Origin of the sequence: Pseudoxanthomonas sp. 3HH-4 (genome assembly GCF_006716465.1) — a bacterium.
Taxonomy (GTDB): domain Bacteria; phylum Pseudomonadota; class Gammaproteobacteria; order Xanthomonadales; family Xanthomonadaceae; genus Pseudoxanthomonas_A.
In genome coordinates, this window is record NZ_VFPB01000007.1 from 107,554 (window position 1) to 127,372 (window position 19,819).

Here is a 19,819-nt window from a genome sequence, read left to right on the forward strand (position 1 = left end):
CGGAGGATGGAAGGAATAGAGCGTGGCGCGATGTGGCCTTCCCCGGCGACGCGACGCTCGCAGCGATGGTGAGGGCTTGAAGATGGGATGCACCGGCGGACACGATCCGCCATTGCGCTAGTGATTTATTTTTCGCTCTTTTGTACGGATGACGATTTCACCGTCTCCCTGCGTGACGTCCAAGTTCATACTCTGCGCAGCGGCGCGAGAGAATCCGATCGGATCAGTCGCCGAGAACAGGCCGACAACCCGCAACTCGGCAGCCTCGGTATCGGCGATACGAATACGGATGGCGCTGTAGCGCGCGAACTCTTGTGCGACTTCGTCCATGGTCTCGCCGCTGAAGGCGATCATGCCGTCGCGCCACGCCAGCTCGCGATTCACTTCCGACTCGTCCACCTTCTGTACCAAGGCCTCGGCCCGTCGAGGTACCAGCGCCTTGTCGCCGGCGCGCAGTTGGATCGGCGGCGCAGCGCCCTCCTCAACCCTGACGATGCCTTCGCTTACCAGTACGTTCAACGCCGCTTGCGTACGTCGGACCTTAAAGCTGGTGCCCACCGCGACCACCCGCGTCTCGCCCGCCGACACCACGAACGGCCGTTGCTTGTCCTTGGCCACATCGAACATGGCCTCGCCGCGCAAAAGTTCGATGTTGCGCCGCCCATCGTCGAAGCTGACCCGCACGCGCGAATCGGTGTTCATCGTGATCACCGAGCCATCGTTCAGCGCCACCCGCGAGATTTCGCCTATCCGCGTGTTATGCATGCCGCTGCGCTGGTCGAAGAAATACAGCGACAACACGGCCGCCAACGCGACCGAAGCAGCCATCGCGGGAACGCGCCACCGGTGCGCGCGTTGCCAGAACGACAGCGGACGGGCCGCAACGCTGCTGGAGACGTGCGCCTCTCCGCGGTAGACCCGCTCGCAATGCAGCATGATCGCCTGCATCCTCGCATAGCCCCCCAGATGGCGGCTGTCGGCAGACAGCCAAGCCTGCAATGCTTGCCGCTCTTCCGCCGACAGCGGACCTGCGTCTTCGCGCGCCACCCATTCCGCAGCCTTAGCATCGATCTCATTCTTCATGGATTGCCTCCTTCTTTTCCTGGCGGCGCTTCCTGGCGCCGCCGTCTGAAGATCCACCCACCGCGAGCGCCTGGGCGAGATACTTCAGCGCCTTCACCATGTGCTTCTCCACGGTGTTCTCACTGATACCCAGTTCACGGGCAATGTCGCGCTGTGGCATGCCCTGCATCTTCCTCAGCAGAAACACGCGCCTGCACTTAGTTGGCAACTGGCCGATGCAGTGCTCTAGGTAACGCATTTCCTGCACGGCCGATGCATGCGATTCAGGCGAAGGGTTGTCGTCCGCCACATCCAAGCGCTCGATCTCGCCGACGCTTTCGATCTGCACCACCTTCGCGCGGCGCAAGCTCTGTAGGACCACCGATTTGGCTGCAGTGAACAAATAACTTCGGGCATGCTGAATGTGGTCCACGTCCTCCATCGACATCAGCAGCGCATAACACTCCTGGATGACGTCATCCACGCTGGCATGGTCGCGGACATGGCGGATCAGCCACGCCCGCAAGGCAGGCTCGTGAGGCAGGACATTCTGCGACAGCCAGATGGCACGTCTTTTCATCATCGGACCTGCCTTCCCCCTCGTCTTCCGAGTTTGCTTCAACGGCCTGTACGCCTGCAGGGCAGACCGTATCGCCGTGCCCCACCGCGCCTGTCTCTACTTAGGATGCGCGAATGCATGGAATCCGCCACTCTCGGCGCCACACACGAATTTCCTCAACCCAATCAATGCCTTGAAATGGTGTCATGGTGGCCCTAACCGCTCTCCGCGAACGATAGGGAGCGTCGATTGTTCGACGTTGCCCACTACCGTCCCTGGCCGGCGGACTACGAATACTTTTATCTGGCACCATGGCCAATCATGGTCTGGCCCTACGACCGAACCCTCGCCGCCAGCACGCTACGACATGCATCCAGACTTAGACGGAGAGGCGTTGTGCGCAATCAGGAACTGATCGAACGTCGGCAGGCGTGCATCCCGCGCGGAGTGGGAGCGGCCATGGGGATTTTCGTCGACCGCGCCGAGAACGCCGAGGTGTGGGACGTGGAAGGGCGGCGCTTCATCGACTTCGCCTCCGGCATCGCGGTGCTCAACGTGGGCCACCGTCATCCGCGGGTGATGGAGGCGGTCGAACGGCAGCTGCGCAGCTGCACGCATACCGCCTTCCAAGTGGCCGGCTACGAGGCCTATGTCGCGCTCGCCGAGCGCCTGAATGCCCTCGCGCCCATCGAAGGCGCCACCAAGACCATCCTCTTCTCCACCGGCGCCGAAGCCGTCGAGAACGCGGTCAAGATCGCGCGCGCAGCCACCCGCCGCCATGCCGTCATCGCTTTCTCCGGTGGTTTCCACGGTCGCAGCTTCATGGCCATGTCGCTGACCGGCAAAACCGCGCCCTACAAGCGCGGCTTCGGCCCGCTACCAGGCGGCGTGTACCACGTGCCGTTCCCTGCCGCGCACAAGGGCGTGACCGTGGCCGACAGCCTGGAAGCCATCGACGGGCTGTTCAAGGCCGACGTGGCGGCCGAGGATGTGGCCGCCATCATCATCGAGCCGGTCCAGGGCGAAGGTGGCTTTTTGCCCGCGCCGGCGGAACTGCTGAAGGCTCTGCGGCGCTTGGCCGACGAGCACGGCATCGTGCTAATCGCCGACGAGGTGCAGACCGGCTTCGGACGCACCGGGCGCATGTTCGGCATCGAGCACACCGGCGTGAAGCCGGACTTGGTCACCGTCGCCAAGTCGCTGGCGGGCGGATTCCCGCTCTCCGGCGTGATCGGCCGCGCGGCGCTGATGGACGCTGTCGAGCCGGGTGGACTGGGCGGCACGTACGCCGGTTCGCCGGTGGCATGTGCGGCGGCGCTCGCCGTGCTGGAGATCATCCGCGACGAGCGACTGTCCGAGCGTGCGGATGTGCTCGGCGCACGCGTGACCGCGCGCCTGCAGGCGCTGGAGCAGCGCGAGGACCTGTGCCCGCTCGGCCACGTACGCGGCCCGGGCTCGATGATCGCCTTCGACCTGCTGCGGCAGCGCGGCGGGGACGCCCCCGATCCCGCCGCCACCCGCGACGTGCTACAGCGCGCGCACGCCGACGGTCTGATGCTGCTCGGATGCGGCAGCCTGGGCGAATCGGTGCGGCTGCTGTACCCGCTGACCATCCCCGACGCCGTGCTCGACGAAGGGCTGGCGCTGCTGGAAGGCGCCTTGCGCCTGCCCGGCAGGTAGGCCGGCGCATGCGGCGCGGCGGTGGCCACCCCCGACACCGGATCCGCCGCGCGGAGTCGCGTGCCCGCCGATGAAACGCGAGCCGCGCGCCGCCGACAGTCTCCACCTGGTCCTGGATCCGTCGGACCCGTTGAGCCTGCAGCACCAGTTGCGGCAGAAGCTGGTCAACGCGATCCACCGAAGGGTGCTGCGGCCGGGCCAGCGCCTGCCGTCCTCACGCCAGTTGGCGACGCGCATCGGCGTGTCGCGCAACACCGTCAGCTTGGCCTACGACGCCCTGCTGGCGGAAGGGCACCTGGCCAGCCGCTCGCGCAGCGGCGTGTACGTGGCGTCGGCGGCGCCGGGCGCGCGCCTGGGTCGGATCCAGCGCACGCTGGACCCGGCGTCGCCGCTGGCCTCGCGGCTGGCGCCGATGGCCGACGACGACGGCTTCCGTTGCCCGCAGCACTGGCACCGCTACCCGTTCCCCTTCATCGACGGCCGGGTGGACGCCGAACTCACGCCGGTGCCGGAGTGGACCGAGGCGATCCGCCTGGCCGGCTCGCGGCACGAAGTCGTGCAGTGGCCGCTGGAAGGCGGCGAGGCCGACGACTCGATGCTGGCCGACGAGATGCGCGGCAAGGTGTTGCCAATGCGCGGCATCGAGGCCGGCGCCGACGAACTGCTGATGACGCTGTCCAGCCGCCACGCGCTGCAGATGGCGGGCGAACTGCTGGTGCGGCGCGGCACTGCGGTGGTGCTGGAGCAGCCCACCGATCCGGAGTTCGAACGGCGGCTGCGCGAGCGCCACGCCGAGGTCCGCTACCTCGACCCGGAACTGCGCGATCCGCTGCCGGCGGGCGTGGTGGTGGTGACCAGCGGGCGCCACGGCTTCGCCGCCGAGTCGGGTCACCCGCGGCGGCTGCTCGCGCACGTCGCCGCCGCCGACGGCGTGCTGATCGAGCACGACGTGCCCGCCGGCGTGCAGGACGGCGGCCGCGTCGCGCCGGCGCTGCGCGCGTTCGACCGCGACGGCCGCGTGGTCTACGTCGGCGGACTGGCGCCCACGGCATCCTGCGGCGAACCGCCCGGCGTGCTGGTCGCGCCCGCCGCCTTCATCGAGCGCGCGCGCCAGCTGCGCCGCGGCCAGGGCACCGCGCTGCCGCGCATCCTGCAGCGCGCGTGGGCCTACTTCATCGGCCTGGGCCACTACTCGTCCTGCCTGGTGCGCGCCGGGCGGGTGCTGGCCGAACGCCGCACCGCCCTGCGCGACGCGCTCAACCACTACCTGCACGAGCGCGTCAGCATCGAGACCTCGCCCGGCGCCAGCGCCTATTGGGTCAGCATGCCCGGCGGCATGGACGCGCGCGATCTCGCATACCGGGCGGCCGCACTCGGCATCCTGGTCGAGCCGACGCGCTGCGCCGACGGCCGAGAAGCGCTCTGCATGGGCGTCACCGGCATCTCCGCCGACCGCATCCGCGAAGGCGTGCGTACCCTCGCGCGGCTGGTGCGAGGCGACCTGTCGTCCGCCTCGCGCCGGATCGAGGACGACACCGTGCCGCCGCTACGCGGACGCGCCCTGCGGCAGACCCTGGCAGGTGCCGCGCTGCTCTATCGCACCGTCTACGGCGAGCCCTGCACGCTGGAGATTCGCGCCAACGGCGACCTTGTCGGCACCGCCGGCTACGCCGGCGAGGACTGCGACCGCGGCCACTGGTGGCTGCAGGGCGACCGCTGGTACCGGCAATGGCGCCAGTGGGCCTACGGTGAGGCGGCTGGCTACGCGATCGTGGTCGACGGCGACCAGGTCCGCATCTATGGCGAGGACGGCCTGATGGTCGATGCGGCGGTACTGGTGCGCCGCACGGCGCGCCGGCGCGCCGGCCTGGTTCCGCCGCCCTAACGTCTCGCCGGAGGGCTTGCGGCCCGCGGCCTCGCTGGCACCATCGATTCGCCCCCACTGGCTCTAAACGGGTCCGCGCGCAAGCACTACCGTCCGAGGGAACGACGCTTCGCAAGGACTTGCCTTGGAAAATCCAGGACACCCCGCTGCCCGCTTCGGCATCGCCGGGCTCCAACTCGCCTATGGTCCCGGCGACAACCTGGAGCGGATCGCGGCCGAGGTCGGGACGGTCGCGCGGCGCTTTCCGTGGGTGAAGATGGTGCTGCTCGGCGAACTGTGCGGCTTCGGCGCCAATCCCGAGCACGCGCAGTGCCTGCCTGGCGACGCCGAGGCCTTCCTGTGCGACCTGGCCCGCCGGCATGGCCTGTGGCTGGTGCCCGGCTCGCTTTACGAACAGCGCAACGGCGCCGTCTACAACACCACGCCGGTGATCGATCCGGCCGGCGGGGTGGTCACGCGCTACCGCAAGCTGTTTCCGTTCGCGCCGTACGAACGCGACATCGCCTCTGGCGACGAATGCGTGGTCTTCGACGTACCGGATGCGGGCCGCTTCGGCGTCTCGATCTGCTACGACATGTGGTTCCCGGAAACCACACGCTCGCTGGTCAGCCTGGGCGCGGAAGTCATCCTGCACCCGACCATGACCAACACCATTGATCGCGACGTGGAAATCGCCATCGCACGCGCCAGTGCGGCAACCAACCAGTGCTACTTCGTCGACGTCAACGTCGCCGGCGACTTGGGCGTGGGCCAGTCCGTGATCTGCGGACCGGGCGGCGAGGTGATCCACCAGGCTGGCGCAGGCCGCGAAGTGATCGCGTTTGAAGTCGACTTCGCCTACCTGCGCCGCTGCCGCGAACGCGGCTGGCACGGGCTCGGACAACCGCTGAAGAGTTTCCGGGACCACCCCATGGTGTTTCCGGCCTACGGCGCCGCCCGCGCGCCTTCCGCGGCGCTGGACGCGCTGGGGCCTCTGCGGCTTCCGGACGCCTGAGTCCCACCTCCATGCACCGCCATACCATCGCCACACGCCACGGGGAGAGCAACGCCATGAATCCGCATCACGGCCACACGACGCACCACCGCATGCCGCACCGTTCCCTGCTCGCGCGTGCCATCGTCGCCGGCCTCCTGGCTCAGGCCATGCCGGCGCTGGCGCAACAGGCCGAAGAAGGCGGCAACACCCCGACCGAACTGGACACCGTCGTGGTCACTGCGCAGGGCCGCGAGCAGGACATCGTCGCGGTGCCCTACAACATCAGCGCGGTCTCTGGCGAGACGATCGAGCAGCAGAACATCCTCGACACCGCCGAGCTGATGCGCGGCGTAGCCGGCGTGGCCGTGGTCGACCGTGGCGCACGCAACTCCAGCGTGGTCAGCGGCCTGCGCATCCGCGGCCTCAACGTCGACAGCTCGGCGCTGGGCGACTACGCGGTGTCGGCCACCTCGACGGTGGCCACCTACGTGGACAAGACGCCGCTGTTTGCCAACTTCCTGCTGTCGGACATCGACCGGGTCGAGGTGCTGCGCGGGCCGCAGGGCACGCTGTACGGCTCCGGCGCGCTGGGCGGCGCGGTGCGCTTCCTGCTGCGCCAGCCAGACCTGGGCGGTTGGGACGCACGCATGAGCGCCAGTGCCTCCAGTGTCGCCGAATCGGGCAGCATTGGCTGGTCAGGCTCAGGCACGCTCAACGTGCCGGTGTCGGACACCGTCGCCATGCGCTTCAACGTCACCATCAACGATTTCCCCGGCGCCACCGACTACCGCAACGTCTACAAGCTGGACGCCAACGGCCTGCCGACCGCGCCCAACGGTGTGCTGGACCCGGCAGCGGAATACGAGAAGGTCCGCGACGCCGACTTCGTCCGCCAGAACTACGGCCGCGCCTCGCTGCTGTGGAAGCCCAGCGACCGTTTCGACGCCACCCTCAGCTACATGGCACAGGCCGACCGCTTCGGCGGCCGCCGTGCCACCAGCCTCGGCAACGACGGCTGGGGCGTGCCGTACCGCGATCTGGAGGTCGGCTCGGTGCAATTGGAACCGGCCGCACGCCACGTCAACCTCGCCAGCCTGGAGGCCAACATCGACCTGGGCTTCGCCACCCTGACCTCCAGCACCTCCAGCTACAACCACGAAGGCGACATCACTAGCGAGAACACCGGCTTCTACGCGCAGAACGGCTGGCTGGGCTTCTACTACAACTACCCGCGGCCGCTGGCCTCGGCGGTGCGCGGCTACGGTGAGAAGGCGTTCACGCAGGAATTCCGCCTGACCTCCAAGTCGGTCGGCCGCTTCGACTACGTGCTCGGCGCGTACTACCAGGACCAGGACCGCTTCGCCACCCAGGTAAGCTACCTGCGCGGGTTCAAGCGCTGGTGGGACGCCGCCTTCCCCGGCTTTGAGGACTCAGTGATCAGCGACGTCGACTTCGACTACCGGCAGGACGAGCGATTCAAGGAGAAGGCGCTCTACGGTGAACTGACCTGGCACGCGACCGACCGCCTGCAGTTCACCGGCGGTTTCCGCCACTTCCGCCACGACGCCGACACCACCGTGGCGCAGACCACGAGCAACTGGGCCTCGCTGGTCGACAGTTCGCTCTCGCACGGCGACGAAAGCGATACCCGCACGCTGTTCAAGGGCAACCTGTCGTGGTTCTTCACCGATGACAGCCAACTCTACGCCACCGTCTCGGAAGGCTACCGCCGTGGCGGCACCAATGGCACGCCGACCACCGGCAACTTCGCCGAGGACCCGGCCTGGAGGACGTACCGCTCCGATACCGTGCGCAACCACGAGTTGGGCGTGAAGGGCCGCGTCGGCAAGGCGATGTACAACGCTAACGTGTTCTACGTTGACTGGAAGGATCCGCAGGTCAACAGCGCGACGACGTTCTGGGGCTTCTTCGCCGTGCAGAACGCGCAGAAGGCCAGCACCCGCGGCGTCGAGCTGGAACTGACCGGCAGCGTAGGGGCCGGCTTCACCTACAACCTGGGCTACACCTACACCAAGGCGCAACTGGAGGCCGACGCGCTCGCCGTCGATGGCGCCTACGTCTACGGCTACAAGGGCGACCCGCTGCCTGGCGTGCCGGAGCACCGCTTCAATGCGGCCGGCAGCTACGGCATCCCGATCGGCAACGGCTTGCTGACACTGCGCGGCGACGCCTACTACCAGTCCGAATCCGAGAACGCGCTCAGCCTCAACCCGAAATTCCAGCGCACGCTCGACGGTTTTCCGATCCTTAACGCCTCGGCGACCTACAGCATCGACAAGTGGGACGTGACGCTCTGGCTGAAGAACCTGACCAACGAGGAAGGCATCAGCGGCATCTACACCGAGCAGTACATGGGCACTGCGCCGGCGGAAGGCTACTTCGGCAACGGGTCCAAGGCGCTGGTGGCGCTGCCGCGCACGCTCGGCGTAACGGTCAGCTACCGTTTCTGACGTGCACATCACGGCCATGCCGGGCGATCTAAGGTCTGCCTCCGCCGACGCGCTGCGGCGGATCGACGGGCACCGCCAGTCAGGCGACGCAGCGGCCTGTGTCGCGGCGCTGCATGCATTGACGATCACCGCCGATGGCCAACCTGACCTGCTGCAGGAACTCGGCCTGCGCTACACCCTGCTCGGCCTGCATATGGAGGCCGAGCGCTGCTACGCGCAGGCCGCTGCGCTGCGCCCGCGGGATCCCGGCTGCCTGTACAACCATGCCACCGCGCTGACCGCCATGGGCGAACTGACAGCAGCTGAAACCCTGCTCGATCGCACCATCGAACTGGCACCGGATGACGATGCGGCCTGGTACAACCGCTCCACCTTACGCCGGCAGCGCGCGGGCGATAACCACGTCGCTGCGCTCGAACGGCAACTGGCCAGACTGACAAACGACCATCCAGCCCGAATCGGGCTGTGTTACGCGTTGGCCAAGGAACGCGAGGATTTGGGCCTGCACGCCGGCTCCTTCGCCGCGCTTCGCGAGGGCGCCGATGCGCGCAAGTCACGACTACGCTACCGCGTGGAAGATGACTTGGACACGCTGCGGTTAATACAGCGTAACTTCGATGAAAACTTCTTCGCACGCAAACACGACGGTTACGAAGACACGCGCCCGCTCTTTGTCGTCGGCTTGCCGCGCAGTGGTACCACGCTGGTCGATCGCATCCTCGGTTCGCATGCCGACGTGTCCAGTCGCGGCGAAAGCAGCGACCTCGCGCAGGCCGTCGTTCGCCTAGCTGGCCCCGCTCGCGACAAGGCCGAGCTGGTGCGACGCTCGGCGACGATGGATTTCCGCGCGCTGGGACGGGCCTATTGCGCCACGTTGCCGGCAGGACCGGCGCAGCGCGTGATCGACAAGACGCCGGGCAACTTCCTGTACCTGGCACTGGTCACCGCAGCGCTGCCTCAGGCACGCATCGTCCACTTGCGGCGCCATCCGATGGACGCGTGCTACGCGATGTACAAGACGCTGTTCCGCATGGCCTATCCGTTCTCCTACGACCTCGACGACCTGGGCCGCTACTGGCTGGGCTACGACGCGCTGATGACGCACTGGCGCCGCGTGCTACCGGCAGACCGGTTCCTAGAAGTGGACTATGAAGCGCTGGTCGCCGACCAGGAAGGTTCCAGCCGCCGGCTCATCGCCCATGCCGGGCTGCCGTGGGACGATGCGTGCCTGTACTTCGAGCAGAATCCGGAGCCCACCCTGACGGCCAGCGCGGCGCAGGTGCGGCTGCCGATCTACAGTTCCTCGGTAGGCCTATGGCGGCGCTACGAACACGAACTGAAGCCGCTTCGCCAGCACTTCGACCAGGCCGGCGTTCCTATCGACGAAGACTGGAAGCCTGCCGCATGAACACACCCGCGCACACCGTCGCCCCGGTTGCCAGCGACCGACTGTGGCTGTACGCGCTGCTGGCGCTGGTCGCCACCGCCGGTTTTTTCTACGTCAACATCATGGCCGCCATCGTCGACGGCCTGGTAACCGGGCTAGGTTTCAGCAACCCGCAGGCCGGCATGGTGGGCGCTGCCAACATCTACGGCGCCAGCGTCGGCAGCTTCATCGCGGTGCTGCTGGTGCGGCGGATCGCCTGGCGGCCGGCGCTGTTCACGCTGCTGGCGCTGCTGCTGCTGATCGACCTGTCCTCGACCGTCCTGCGCGACCCGGCCGTGCTTACCGCGGTACGCGCGCTGCATGGGCTGGTCGGCGGCATGGCGGTGGGAGTGACCTACGCAGTAATGGCTCGCACGCGTTCGCCCGATCGAGCCTTCGGCATGCTACTGCTGGTGCAGTTCGGGCTAGGCGGGCTGGGGGTGATGTTCCTGCCGACGCTGGTGCCTGACTATGGCGCGCGCATCCTGTTCCTGTCACTGGCGGCGCTGACCACCGTCGCGCTGGCGGCGTTGGCAACCATTCCGCGCTTCGACGGCGCGCGCCAGGCAGATGGTGCCGCGGTGACGAGGCTGCTCCCGCCCATGCGCGCCACCGCTGCGATGGTACTGCTGGCGCTGTTCCTGTTCCAAGGCGGCAACATGGCGCTGGGCGCCTTCATCATCCGGCTGGGCGAACACTTCCACCTCGACCGCGACTTCATCGGCCAGGCGTTGGGCTGGGCGACATGGATCGGCGCGGCCGGTGCGGGGCTGGTGATCTTCATGGGCGCGCGCTTCGGCCGTCTGCGCCCGTTGCTGGTGGCGCTGCTGCTGACGCTTGCTGGCACCGCCGGCTTCTTCTGGAGTGGCAGCCAGCCACTGTTCTTCATCGCCAACATCGGCACTGCCATCACTTGGTCGTTCGTCGTGCCATATCTGTTCGGCATGCTGTCGCGCCTGGACACCTCGGGCCGGCTGGCGACGCTGGGCGGCTTCGTCTCCAAGCTCGGCTTGGCGTCCGGCCCGATGCTGGCCGGACGCCTGCTGGCTAACGATGACTTCCCCCTCCTGATCGCAGTGGCGATCGTCGCGCTGGTGGCGTCCGGCGTGGCGATGTTGGCCGCCGCGCACCGCATCGATCGATTGGAACCCAACGCATGAACGCCCCCCTTTCCTCACCGTCCCCGTTGCCGCTCTCCGATCCCGACCTGCTGCGCACGAGCTGCCTGATCGGCGGGCAATGGCGCGACGCCGACGGGGGCGGCGCCTGCGAGGTGCTGAACCCGGCGACCGGCGCGGTGCTGGGCACGGTGCCGGACATGGGCGCAGCCGAGACCCGCTGCGCCATTGAGGCCGCCCACGCCGCCCAGCCCGCTTGGGCAAAGAAAACCGCGAAGGAGCGCGCGCAGGTGCTGCGCCGGCTGCACGAGCTGATGCTGCGGCACCAGGACGACTTGGCCATGCTGATGACCGCCGAACAGGGCAAGCCACTCGCGGAGGCCAAAGGCGAGGTCGGATACTCGGCCAGCTTCATCGAGTGGTTCGCCGAGGAAGCCAAGCGCATGTACGGCGACACCATCCCCGGCCACGCCGCCGACAAGCGCATCCTGGTGCTGCGCCAGCCGGTCGGCGTGGTCGCGGCGATCACGCCGTGGAATTTTCCTTCCGCGATGCTCGGCCGCAAGCTCGGCCCGGCACTGGCCGCCGGCTGCACCGTGGTCTGCAAGCCCGCCCTGCAAACACCGTACTCCGCGCTGGCCATCGCGGTATTGGCCGAACGCGCTGGCCTGCCGCCTGGCGTGCTGAACATCGTCACTGGTCACGACGCCGCCGCCATCGGCGGCGAGCTGACCGCCAACCCAAAGGTGCGCAAGCTCAGCTTCACCGGCTCCACTGGCGTGGGCAAGAAACTGATGGCGCAGTGTGCCGACGGCATGAAGCGGGTCTCGCTGGAGCTGGGCGGCAACGCACCGTTCATCGTGTTCGACGACGCCGACCTGGATGCCGCCGTGGAAGGTGCCATCGCAAGCAAGTTCCGCAACACCGGGCAGACCTGCGTCTGCGCCAACCGCCTGTTCGTGCAGGACGGCGTGTACGACGCGTTCGCGCGCAAGCTCACTGAGGCAGTGGCGAAGCTGTGCGTGGGCGACGGACTGGCCGGTACCACCGATCAGGGTCCGCTGATCGACGCCCAAGCGTTGGCGAAGGTGGAGGAGCATGTCGCCGATGCGCGCGCCAACGGCGCGACAATCGCCATCGGCGGCGAGCGGCACATCTTGGGCGGCACGTTCTATGCACCGACGGTGCTGCTTAACGTCGATTCCGGCATGCAGATCGCCCGCGAGGAAACCTTCGGCCCGGTCGCACCGCTGTTCCGCTTCCGTGACGAGGCCGACGCCATCGGGCTGGCCAACGACACCGAAGCGGGTCTGGCCGGCTACTTCTACACCCGCGATCTGGCGCGCGCCTTCCGTGTGGCCGAGGCGCTGGAGTGCGGCATCGTGGGCGTGAACACCGGGCTGATATCCACCGAGGTTGCGCCGTTCGGCGGCGTGAAACAGTCCGGCGTGGGCCGTGAAGGCTCTAAGTACGGCCTGCACGACTACACCGAACTCAAGTATGTCTGCCTGGGTGGCATCGCCTGACCACCGCGATGTGAAGTTCCGCGAGCGCGCTCCGCTGCGCGGCGGCCAGGATGGCCGGAAGCATCTCGAACCGAAGCTGCAGTTGCTCGTCACCCGTAACCGCTAGAGAGAGGAGACCCGGATGAACGTGATGCACAAGCTACTGGCGGCCTTCGCACTGTGGGCATGTTCCGTATGCGCGCCCGCGCGCGCGCAGACCACCACCCTGTTTAGCGACAACTTCCAGAGCGGGAACTATTCCACCTGGACCCTGAGCGGCACCGGCTACGACGCCGTCAACACTTACCAAGGCAATGTGTCGATGCGCCTGGATGGACTGCGGCAGGGCACGAAGGCGATGTCGTCGCAGGGGTATACCAATGTCTCGCTTTCGATGGACGTGGGCGCGCTGTACCTAGTCCAGGGCGACTACTGCCGCGCCGAGTATTCCACCAACGGCGGCACCACGTGGACCACACTGGTCCTGGTTGGTGATGGCGAGGACTCGGGCGCGCTCAAGCGCGGCACTGTCTCGACCGGCCTGGACAACAATGCCAACCTGCGCGTGCGCTTCCGCGCATACACGCTGTACGGCCACTACTGCTACGGCGACAACGCCGTGCTCACCGGTACGCCTGCCTCGGGCGGCACGATACCGGCCATCGCGGTGACCGGCTCGGGCACGTTCGGTGCGGTGGCCGTCGGCGGCAATGCGACCAGCACGCTTACAGTGCACAACGATGGCGACGCCAACCTCCTCGTCGGCACACTGGGCGGATTGGTCGCACCCTTCAGCCTAGTCGACAACACCTGCTCCAGCCAGGCACTCGCGCCGGCCGGCTCGTGCTCCATCGGCGTACGCTTCGCGCCGACCACCGCGGGCGGCTTCTCGAGCACGCTGAACATCCCCTCCAACGACCCGGACGACCCCACAGTCGCGGTCGCCGTAAGTGGAACGGGTACCCCCGCAGGCAGTGTCTACGATGCATTGTCCGGCAACGGCAGCGTCAGTCGCACCGCGCTGACGGCTAGTTTCCTGACTAGCAGTGGCACGCTGAACCTGATGAATTTCAGCCACTACACACTGCCAGCCGGCGCGGCCAACCCCACCAACACATTCCAGGGCCGGCTCACGCTCTACGGCGAGACCACCAGCGGCGGCGCGACGGAGGTCGGCGGCAACAATAACCTGCAGTACTACTCACAGGCTCAGTACCTCCCCGAGTTCGAGTTCGACTTCGTGCAACACGGGACCCACTTCATCCCGGTCACCCGCGGCAAGGTCGGCGGCACGCATCCGTCATGGACCTACATCCTGGAGCCAGGCCGGGTGTGGAACGAGAGCGGCGACGGCGGTTGGTCGCGTGTGGCGTTTCCGTTCGCGCTGCAGGAACGCGGCAGCGACTGCCTGTGGAACGGGGTGATGACCTTCCTGTTCAAGGACGACGGCTCGGTGTCCGACCTGGCCTATCAGATCGCCAGCGAGACCTGCTACTACCTCAAGGTCAACTTCTGGGGCCGGCTGGACGCGGGCTATACACCGGCGGCGATCAGCGGGGCGGCTACGATCCGCAGCGACTACGAGGCCGAGGTCTCGCGGCGCATGCCCACCAAGCCTCTGTCGGCGCTGACCACGGACTACCCGGGCAAGGGTGTAACCGTGGCCAACATCGGCAGCGACGTCACCGCCGCGCACATGAGCCTCTACGGCGTGGCCTACAACGGCGTGCATTATGTCGGCGGTTGCCAGACGCGCTACGGCACCTATCCGTTCTGCGAGGTGCTGGACGTACCGTCCTACTCCACCGCCAAGTCGGTATCCGGCGGCTACGGCCTGATGCGCCTGGAACAGAAGTACGCGGGCACGCAGCGCACCCTGGGCGTCGACGAGTGGGTGAGCGAATGCACCGGTTCGCAGTGGGATGCGCCCACCTTCGAGCAGGCGCTGGACATGGCTACGGGGAACTACACCTCCTCCGGCACAACCACCGACGAAGCCTCGCAGGCGATGGCCGACGGCTTCTTCAAGGTCGGCACGCACGCGCAGAAGGTGGGCTTCGCGTGCGGCTATCCGTACAAAGCCGCGCCGGGGACGAAGTTCGTCTATCACACCACCGACACCTACCTGCTCGGCCGCGCGATGAACCAGTACTACAAGTCGCAGGCCAGCAGTAGCGCGGACTTCTTCAACGACGTGATGGTCGAGGAGATCTACCGCCCTCTGGGCCTCAGCCCGACCAGCTACGTCACCTCGCGCACGCAGGACGCCGCCGCCCAGCCCTTCACCGGCTACGGCCTGGTGTACGTGCGCGACGACGTGGTGAAGCTGGGCGAATTCCTCAACAAGGCGCAGGGCAAGATCCAAGGCGTGCAGACGCTCGACGCCACCATGGTAGCGGCCACGCTGAACCTGGGCACTGGCGGGTTACAGGCGGGCTCGGCCGCCGACCGCTACAACAATGGCTTCTGGTACTACGACCTCAAGCAGGACAGCCACAACTACGGCTGCAGCGCGGCGAAATGGGTGCCCTACATGTCCGGTTACGGCGGCATCAGCGTGGTACTGTTACCCAACGGCATGGTGTACTACCAGTTCAGCGACAATGGCCAGCTCACCTGGGGCAAGAGCGCCATCGAGTTGAACAAGATCGCCCCGATGTGCTCTTGATGCACTAGGTTCGACTAGCGACTTGTCGACGAAACCCCGCCTGCTATCTCGCAGGCGGGGGCTTCATGCAGAAGCTATCCCTTGTCGGATCCCGACTTCGGAGTGGGAGAACCCCGAGCTCATTGATCCATGGAACTATGGCTGGCATCCCAGACCAATGAGACATATGGGGATGGCGGCTACAGCATCCGCGTTTCGAGCTATGCCAACTGGATCGACAGGATTCTCGCAGCTGACGCACTTCCGTATACCGCCTGTCCCCCGGTATTGATCCGCGCACGCGATTGAGCAGACCACATGGGGCAGACGCGCGGACGCGGCGGGCATCACATCGCTCAGATCTCTCGAAGATGCGACATTGGTGCATCTCGACTCACTGGACTCCTCTCCGCGCCGTAAGGTGTCTCGGTGGTGGCTACTCCGGTTCGCATAGTTCGTTCGATTTCCATATCTCGCGCCAGCAAATCTAGTAGCGCTCTAACTAGAACCGAGGAGCGTCTCTTTGTGCATATGCCTTGCCGATGGGCGACCTTCCTCTCACCTACGAACACGGATGACATTCTTCACCTCTTCGTATCGCTACAACGAACATCGAGCAAAGGACATGGGGCACGAACATCGCAGAAATAGCCAATACGAGCGACCCCATGTTCGGGCCATACCTTCTAGGCCAAGCGTGACTGACTAGCCCTTGCTGAAAGCACCTCGATCGTTGTCGTGGTCCCGGAGCCCAGCAGGCTTTCCGCCGAGACATGCCCACCCGCACCAACCACCAAATCCCTCACGACAGATGGACCCAAACCGGCTCCTGTACCCGCCGACTTTGTTGTAAACAATGGGCCGAAGATCGGACCATCGCCCATCAGTTCGTCGGCGTGTTCTCGATGAGACTACGGATCAGAGAGTGTCGGGTCCCGGGTTTCGCCGCATACCGCATCACACCGGGAACGGATCTCCGCCACTCAAAGTCCCTGTCTTAACCAAAGGTGGCGCTGCTTATCGGGATCACAGGAGCATCTTGCCTCCTCCCAGCGCTTTCCAACCAACCGTGGTCATTCAGCTCCTGCAAGCACCCTGGGTCTTGGGGCAACGGGGGACAGCTGGATTCCACCAGACACGGAAACACGAGCCCAAACAGGGCGGCGCGCATATTCACTTGATTCCCCCCTGGCCGAAGCAGGGCTAACACACCTTCCAGCCGCCCAACGGGTCGCCGCCCAGTCTCGCATTCCGATGCTCGCGCACTAGGCGGCTCGGCCCGACCACACACTTCCAGTGAACGCGTCTTGTAATTGATAATCACCATGCCCCCGAATCGACCCACCTGCTCATTCAGGAAGCGCGATGTCACCGCGGCCGGTTGCCAGCCATTCGACCGAGACGTCTGTTGTGCTCGCAACCTCAACCAAGTTGCTTACACTGGGTTTGGGACTCTCACTGACCTCCCAGTTAGCAACCGCACCGCGCGGCACACCGACCCGGCCCGCCAACTGGCTTTGTGTCATCACCGCACGCTGACGCGCCACGTGTACACGCGTTGCCATGTCCATTTTTCTGCCAGCTCCGCCAACTTCTCTTACGAGTTCAACGCAATCCCACCCCTGCCTCCCTACCTCCACTCACGACCGGCATGGATGAATCATTCATGGAGCGGTTGTTGGCTTCGGTGCAGGCGAAGGCCCCTGAAAACGAATCAAGGGTTAGGAGTACAACGCCGATTACATCCACCCGACGTCCATGACTGGACCGGTCCGCCTTTCGTAGATCGCCAGGAGCCATGATTCATCACGGACAAGGGTGACGCGATGGAGATTTCTCAGCTCAGCGGGTGGCCGAGGGTCGCGTCACCGCAAGAGATCTGTCGCGAACCGCGCCGATGCGTGGAAGCGAAGACGCCCCCCAGCTATCGAGAGATCATGTTGGGCCTCCGCGAATCCGGCAGGCGTCGCAGCCGCGACCAAGTGCGATGGCTGATGAAGATGGCGTATCTGCCAGCGCAGATCGGCTACGCTGGCAAGTCACCGCCATCGCGGTGACAGTGGAATTTTTCTAACGTCCCGTCCAATGACTGGGGATCAATGAGCTTTCACACCTTCAATCAAGTAGGCGATGTTTCCATGACCGGTAGCTATCCGCTCAAACGAGACACCCGTTTCGATCGCGATTGAAATCAGATTGATGATGTTCGGTTTTTGGCGCATCCTGATTTCCCAGTTCGCAACAACGCTGCGTGTCACCCCGATCCAGTCCGCCAACTGACTTTGCGTCATTTCCGCCCGTAGGCGCGCCATGCGGATGCGCGCCGCTATGTCCTCCATCGTCTCTGCCCCGGATCAACGCTCCCTCCATAAACGCAGAATCAGCCCCCCCTCCCTACCTCCGTAGGTGACGACGGGCAGTGTCCTGTGCGGACATCGTTCTCTCGGCACATTCAAGGGCATGCATCATTCAGCCAGGTGCTTGGGGCTCCCGCAACCACCCAATAGCGCGCGCTCAGCAGCTGTCAAAGATCGCCTCGGCCATCACGATGTGTGATTGATACCCACAATTCTGCCCAAACACCTTCACCGTCTGCTGGAGGCAGACTACCTCCCCTTCCCCTTGGAAACGCAGAACAGCCCTCACCTCCCTACCGTCCATCCAGCCAACACAGCAGAAGGAACGGATTTCCGGAGACGGGTGAATACGGGGGTGCTGCTATCCGGCAAGCCATCACCAACAGCCGGATTCACTTGAAAAGCCGCATTTGGACGCGCTATGGCTGCCGCTTTCACCCATCACCGCCGGATGATCGCCGCCCCCGCCAAGCTCGAATCCGCAGCGGCTGCCAGCCCCTGCGGCTAGTGAAATTGCTTTGGGGGCTGGTTAAAATCAGTCACAAAGGCGACTTCCTTCTGCGAGCGGGGCAAATGAGTGCCACTTTGGACGCGAGGATCAGCCACCAGCTCTTCGAGCGATTTCTGGGCGAGCAACGCTCGTTGCTGATCAGTTTTTTGCGCGGCCGCGGGATTTCGCTTGACGATGCCCAGGACATTGCGCAGGAAAGCCTCTACAAGCTGACACGCTATCGCGATTTGCCGATCGAAGCCCTGAAGCCGCTGCTGTACCGGATTGCACTCAACGCGCTCCACGATTCCCGGCGGCGGCAATCCGGTTTTTGTCAGACATCCCTGTCCGATATGGGTCTCCAGGCGCATGACATCCAGGACGAGATGCCGCGGCCAGAACAATGGGCGGAAAGCCGGGAAGAACTTGCGCGTGTCCGAGCCGCCATAGACCTCCTTCCGGAACGCTGCAGGGAGATCTACCTACTCAACCGTATCGAAGGGATGAGTTACAGCCAAATCTCCAGGCATTGCGGCATCTCCGTCAAGGCGGTCGAGAAGCACATCGGGAGGGCACTTTCCTCACTAAGGAAGCTGCTCTCCAATCAAACACGCCCCCTGGGCGTACCCGGGCAGCTCCCATGAACACCGCGACACCTTCTCTCCAGAACTTTCCCGATTCGGCTGAAGGTTGGCTGGCACGCTTGCTATCACCCGATTGCGACGCGTCTGACCACGCCGCCTTCGAGGACTGGCTGGCCGCGTCTTCCCAGAATGCGCTCGACTACGCCGAGGTTGAACGCATTCACCAGTTGGCCGGCGCACTAGGGGTAGATTCGGCGCTGCGTAGTGCGGAACCTCGCCCGACCGCCCGCATGCCGACTACGCGACGCAAGCGCACCTGGCATCGTCCCCTGGCCTGGGCCGCCGCCCTGGTGTTGGCCGTGGGCGGCGGGCTCTGGCTTATTGCTGATTTCCGGCACGTCCCGCTCACCCCGTATGCGACCGAAATAGGGAAACAGCGCCATGTCGATCTGCCGGACGGGTCCGCGTTGGTTCTGGATACCAACACGCTAGTTCAGGTGGCTTACGAACCTTCGCAGCGCCGCATCATTCTATTAAGGGGTCGTGTGCAAGCCAGCGTCGCGCACGACGGTAATCGGCCGTTCGTGGTGACCTCGGGGATCGGTAGCATTCGTGCGCTGGGCACCGTTTTCCAAGTGGAACGACAGGATGGGAGTACTGTCGTTGCCCTGCTGGAAGGGCGTGTCATCGTGAATACGAAAGGCAATCACCCCCGTCATGCCATTGAGCTGCATCCATTGCAACAACTGGCCTATGACGTAGATGGCAAGCTCGGATCCCCCAAAAGCATTGAACGCAATGTCGCGGAGAGCTGGACGCAGGGGCGGCTGGTGTTCAAAGAAGAACGCCTTGCGGATTTGATAGCCGAGTTCAATCGATACTCCAATAGCCAATTGGTTCTATCCCAGAGCGAGCTGGGAGAGATCCGGGTCAGCGGCGTATTCAATGCAGGCGACCAGTCGGCGCTGCTGGCCACCTTACGCCAGGGTTGGGGTCTAGAGGCGAAATCCGTCGACGGAAATCAAATCGAGTTGTCCGCATCTAAACAATAGGTGCTGG

The 19,819-nt window shown here is 65.4% G+C and carries 13 protein-coding genes; 10 read left to right on the plus strand and 3 right to left on the minus strand.

Annotation, left to right across the window (positions count from 1 at the left end; genetic code table 11):
• Nucleotides 1-117: 117 nt before the first annotated feature.
• Both FB548_RS18120 and FB548_RS18125 read right to left on the minus strand, forming a co-directional pair.
• Nucleotides 118-1,083 (minus strand): FecR domain-containing protein, encoded by a 966-nt coding sequence (locus FB548_RS18120; RefSeq protein WP_142126210.1) that lies wholly within the window; start codon nucleotides 1,081-1,083, stop codon nucleotides 118-120.
• A complete protein-coding gene (locus FB548_RS18125; RefSeq protein WP_221625993.1) occupies nucleotides 1,073-1,642 on the minus strand; it encodes a sigma-70 family RNA polymerase sigma factor in 570 nt (189 codons plus the stop codon). The genes FB548_RS18120 and FB548_RS18125 overlap by 11 nt, the downstream gene beginning before the upstream one ends.
• Before the next feature lie 375 nt (nucleotides 1,643-2,017).
• Between FB548_RS18125 and gabT the strand changes: the two genes are divergently transcribed.
• The 8 genes from gabT (at nucleotide 2,018) to FB548_RS18165 (ending at nucleotide 15,350) form a co-directional block, all read left to right on the plus strand.
• Nucleotides 2,018-3,301, plus strand: coding sequence for a 4-aminobutyrate--2-oxoglutarate transaminase (gabT, locus tag FB548_RS18130; RefSeq protein ID WP_255470623.1), 1,284 nt, complete (start codon nucleotides 2,018-2,020; stop codon nucleotides 3,299-3,301).
• Nucleotides 3,302-3,371: 70 nt separating this feature from the next.
• Nucleotides 3,372-5,186, plus strand: coding sequence for a PLP-dependent aminotransferase family protein (locus tag FB548_RS18135; RefSeq protein ID WP_142126213.1), 1,815 nt, complete (start codon nucleotides 3,372-3,374; stop codon nucleotides 5,184-5,186).
• 124 nt (nucleotides 5,187-5,310) lie between these two features.
• Nucleotides 5,311-6,180, plus strand: a complete 870-nt coding sequence (locus FB548_RS18140; RefSeq protein ID WP_142126214.1) for a carbon-nitrogen hydrolase family protein — start codon at nucleotides 5,311-5,313, stop codon at nucleotides 6,178-6,180.
• A 56-nt stretch (nucleotides 6,181-6,236) separates the two neighbouring features.
• Complete coding sequence (locus FB548_RS18145; RefSeq protein WP_221625994.1) at nucleotides 6,237-8,633, plus strand: TonB-dependent receptor; 2,397 nt, start codon at nucleotides 6,237-6,239, stop codon at nucleotides 8,631-8,633.
• A gap of 1 nt (nucleotide 8,634) precedes the next feature.
• A complete protein-coding gene (locus FB548_RS18150; protein WP_142126216.1) occupies nucleotides 8,635-10,041 on the plus strand; it encodes a sulfotransferase in 1,407 nt (468 codons plus the stop codon).
• Nucleotides 10,038-11,219, plus strand: coding sequence for an MFS transporter (locus FB548_RS18155; RefSeq protein WP_142126217.1), 1,182 nt, complete (start codon nucleotides 10,038-10,040; stop codon nucleotides 11,217-11,219). The genes FB548_RS18150 and FB548_RS18155 overlap by 4 nt, the downstream gene beginning before the upstream one ends.
• Nucleotides 11,216-12,703, plus strand: a complete 1,488-nt coding sequence (locus FB548_RS18160; protein WP_142126218.1) for an NAD-dependent succinate-semialdehyde dehydrogenase — start codon at nucleotides 11,216-11,218, stop codon at nucleotides 12,701-12,703. Before FB548_RS18155 ends, FB548_RS18160 begins: the two co-directional genes overlap by 4 nt.
• A 121-nt stretch (nucleotides 12,704-12,824) precedes the next feature.
• The gene (locus FB548_RS18165) at nucleotides 12,825-15,350 is read left to right on the plus strand and encodes a choice-of-anchor D domain-containing protein (RefSeq protein ID WP_142126219.1); all 2,526 of its coding nucleotides are present in this window, start codon (nucleotides 12,825-12,827) and stop codon (nucleotides 15,348-15,350) included.
• Between the two features lie 2,075 nt (nucleotides 15,351-17,425).
• Here the strand turns inward: FB548_RS18165 and FB548_RS18175 are convergent.
• Nucleotides 17,426-17,668: a helix-turn-helix transcriptional regulator gene (locus FB548_RS18175; protein WP_142126221.1), complete on the minus strand. Its 243-nt coding sequence runs from the start codon at nucleotides 17,666-17,668 to the stop codon at nucleotides 17,426-17,428.
• Nucleotides 17,669-18,259: 591 nt separating this feature from the next.
• On the opposite strand from FB548_RS18175, the gene FB548_RS18180 reads away from it, so the two are divergent.
• Both FB548_RS18180 and FB548_RS18185 read left to right on the plus strand, forming a co-directional pair.
• Complete coding sequence (locus FB548_RS18180; protein ID WP_142126289.1) at nucleotides 18,260-18,820, plus strand: RNA polymerase sigma factor; 561 nt, start codon at nucleotides 18,260-18,262, stop codon at nucleotides 18,818-18,820.
• Nucleotides 18,817-19,812: a FecR family protein gene (locus tag FB548_RS18185; RefSeq protein ID WP_142126222.1), complete on the plus strand. Its 996-nt coding sequence runs from the start codon at nucleotides 18,817-18,819 to the stop codon at nucleotides 19,810-19,812. The genes FB548_RS18180 and FB548_RS18185 overlap by 4 nt, the downstream gene beginning before the upstream one ends.
• Nucleotides 19,813-19,819: the final 7 nt, after the last annotated feature.

What these genes read in the sequence shown, in the direction of transcription:
- FB548_RS18120 (WP_142126210.1), bottom strand. Translation starts at nt 1,083, where the DNA reads ATGAAGAATGAGATCGATGCTAAGGCTGCGGAATGGGTGGCGCGCGAA.
- FB548_RS18125 (WP_221625993.1), bottom strand. Translation starts at nt 1,642, where the DNA reads ATGAAAAGACGTGCCATCTGGCTGTCGCAGAATGTCCTGCCTCACGAG.
- FB548_RS18135 (WP_142126213.1), top strand. Translation starts at nt 3,372, where the DNA reads ATGAAACGCGAGCCGCGCGCCGCCGACAGTCTCCACCTGGTCCTGGAT.
- FB548_RS18145 (WP_221625994.1), top strand. Translation starts at nt 6,237, where the DNA reads ATGAATCCGCATCACGGCCACACGACGCACCACCGCATGCCGCACCGT.
- FB548_RS18155 (WP_142126217.1), top strand. Translation starts at nt 10,038, where the DNA reads ATGAACACACCCGCGCACACCGTCGCCCCGGTTGCCAGCGACCGACTG.
- FB548_RS18160 (WP_142126218.1), top strand. Translation starts at nt 11,216, where the DNA reads ATGAACGCCCCCCTTTCCTCACCGTCCCCGTTGCCGCTCTCCGATCCC.
- FB548_RS18165 (WP_142126219.1), top strand. Translation starts at nt 12,825, where the DNA reads ATGAACGTGATGCACAAGCTACTGGCGGCCTTCGCACTGTGGGCATGT.
- FB548_RS18175 (WP_142126221.1), bottom strand. Translation starts at nt 17,668, where the DNA reads ATGGAGGACATAGCGGCGCGCATCCGCATGGCGCGCCTACGGGCGGAA.
- FB548_RS18180 (WP_142126289.1), top strand. Translation starts at nt 18,260, where the DNA reads ATGAGTGCCACTTTGGACGCGAGGATCAGCCACCAGCTCTTCGAGCGA.
- FB548_RS18185 (WP_142126222.1), top strand. Translation starts at nt 18,817, where the DNA reads ATGAACACCGCGACACCTTCTCTCCAGAACTTTCCCGATTCGGCTGAA.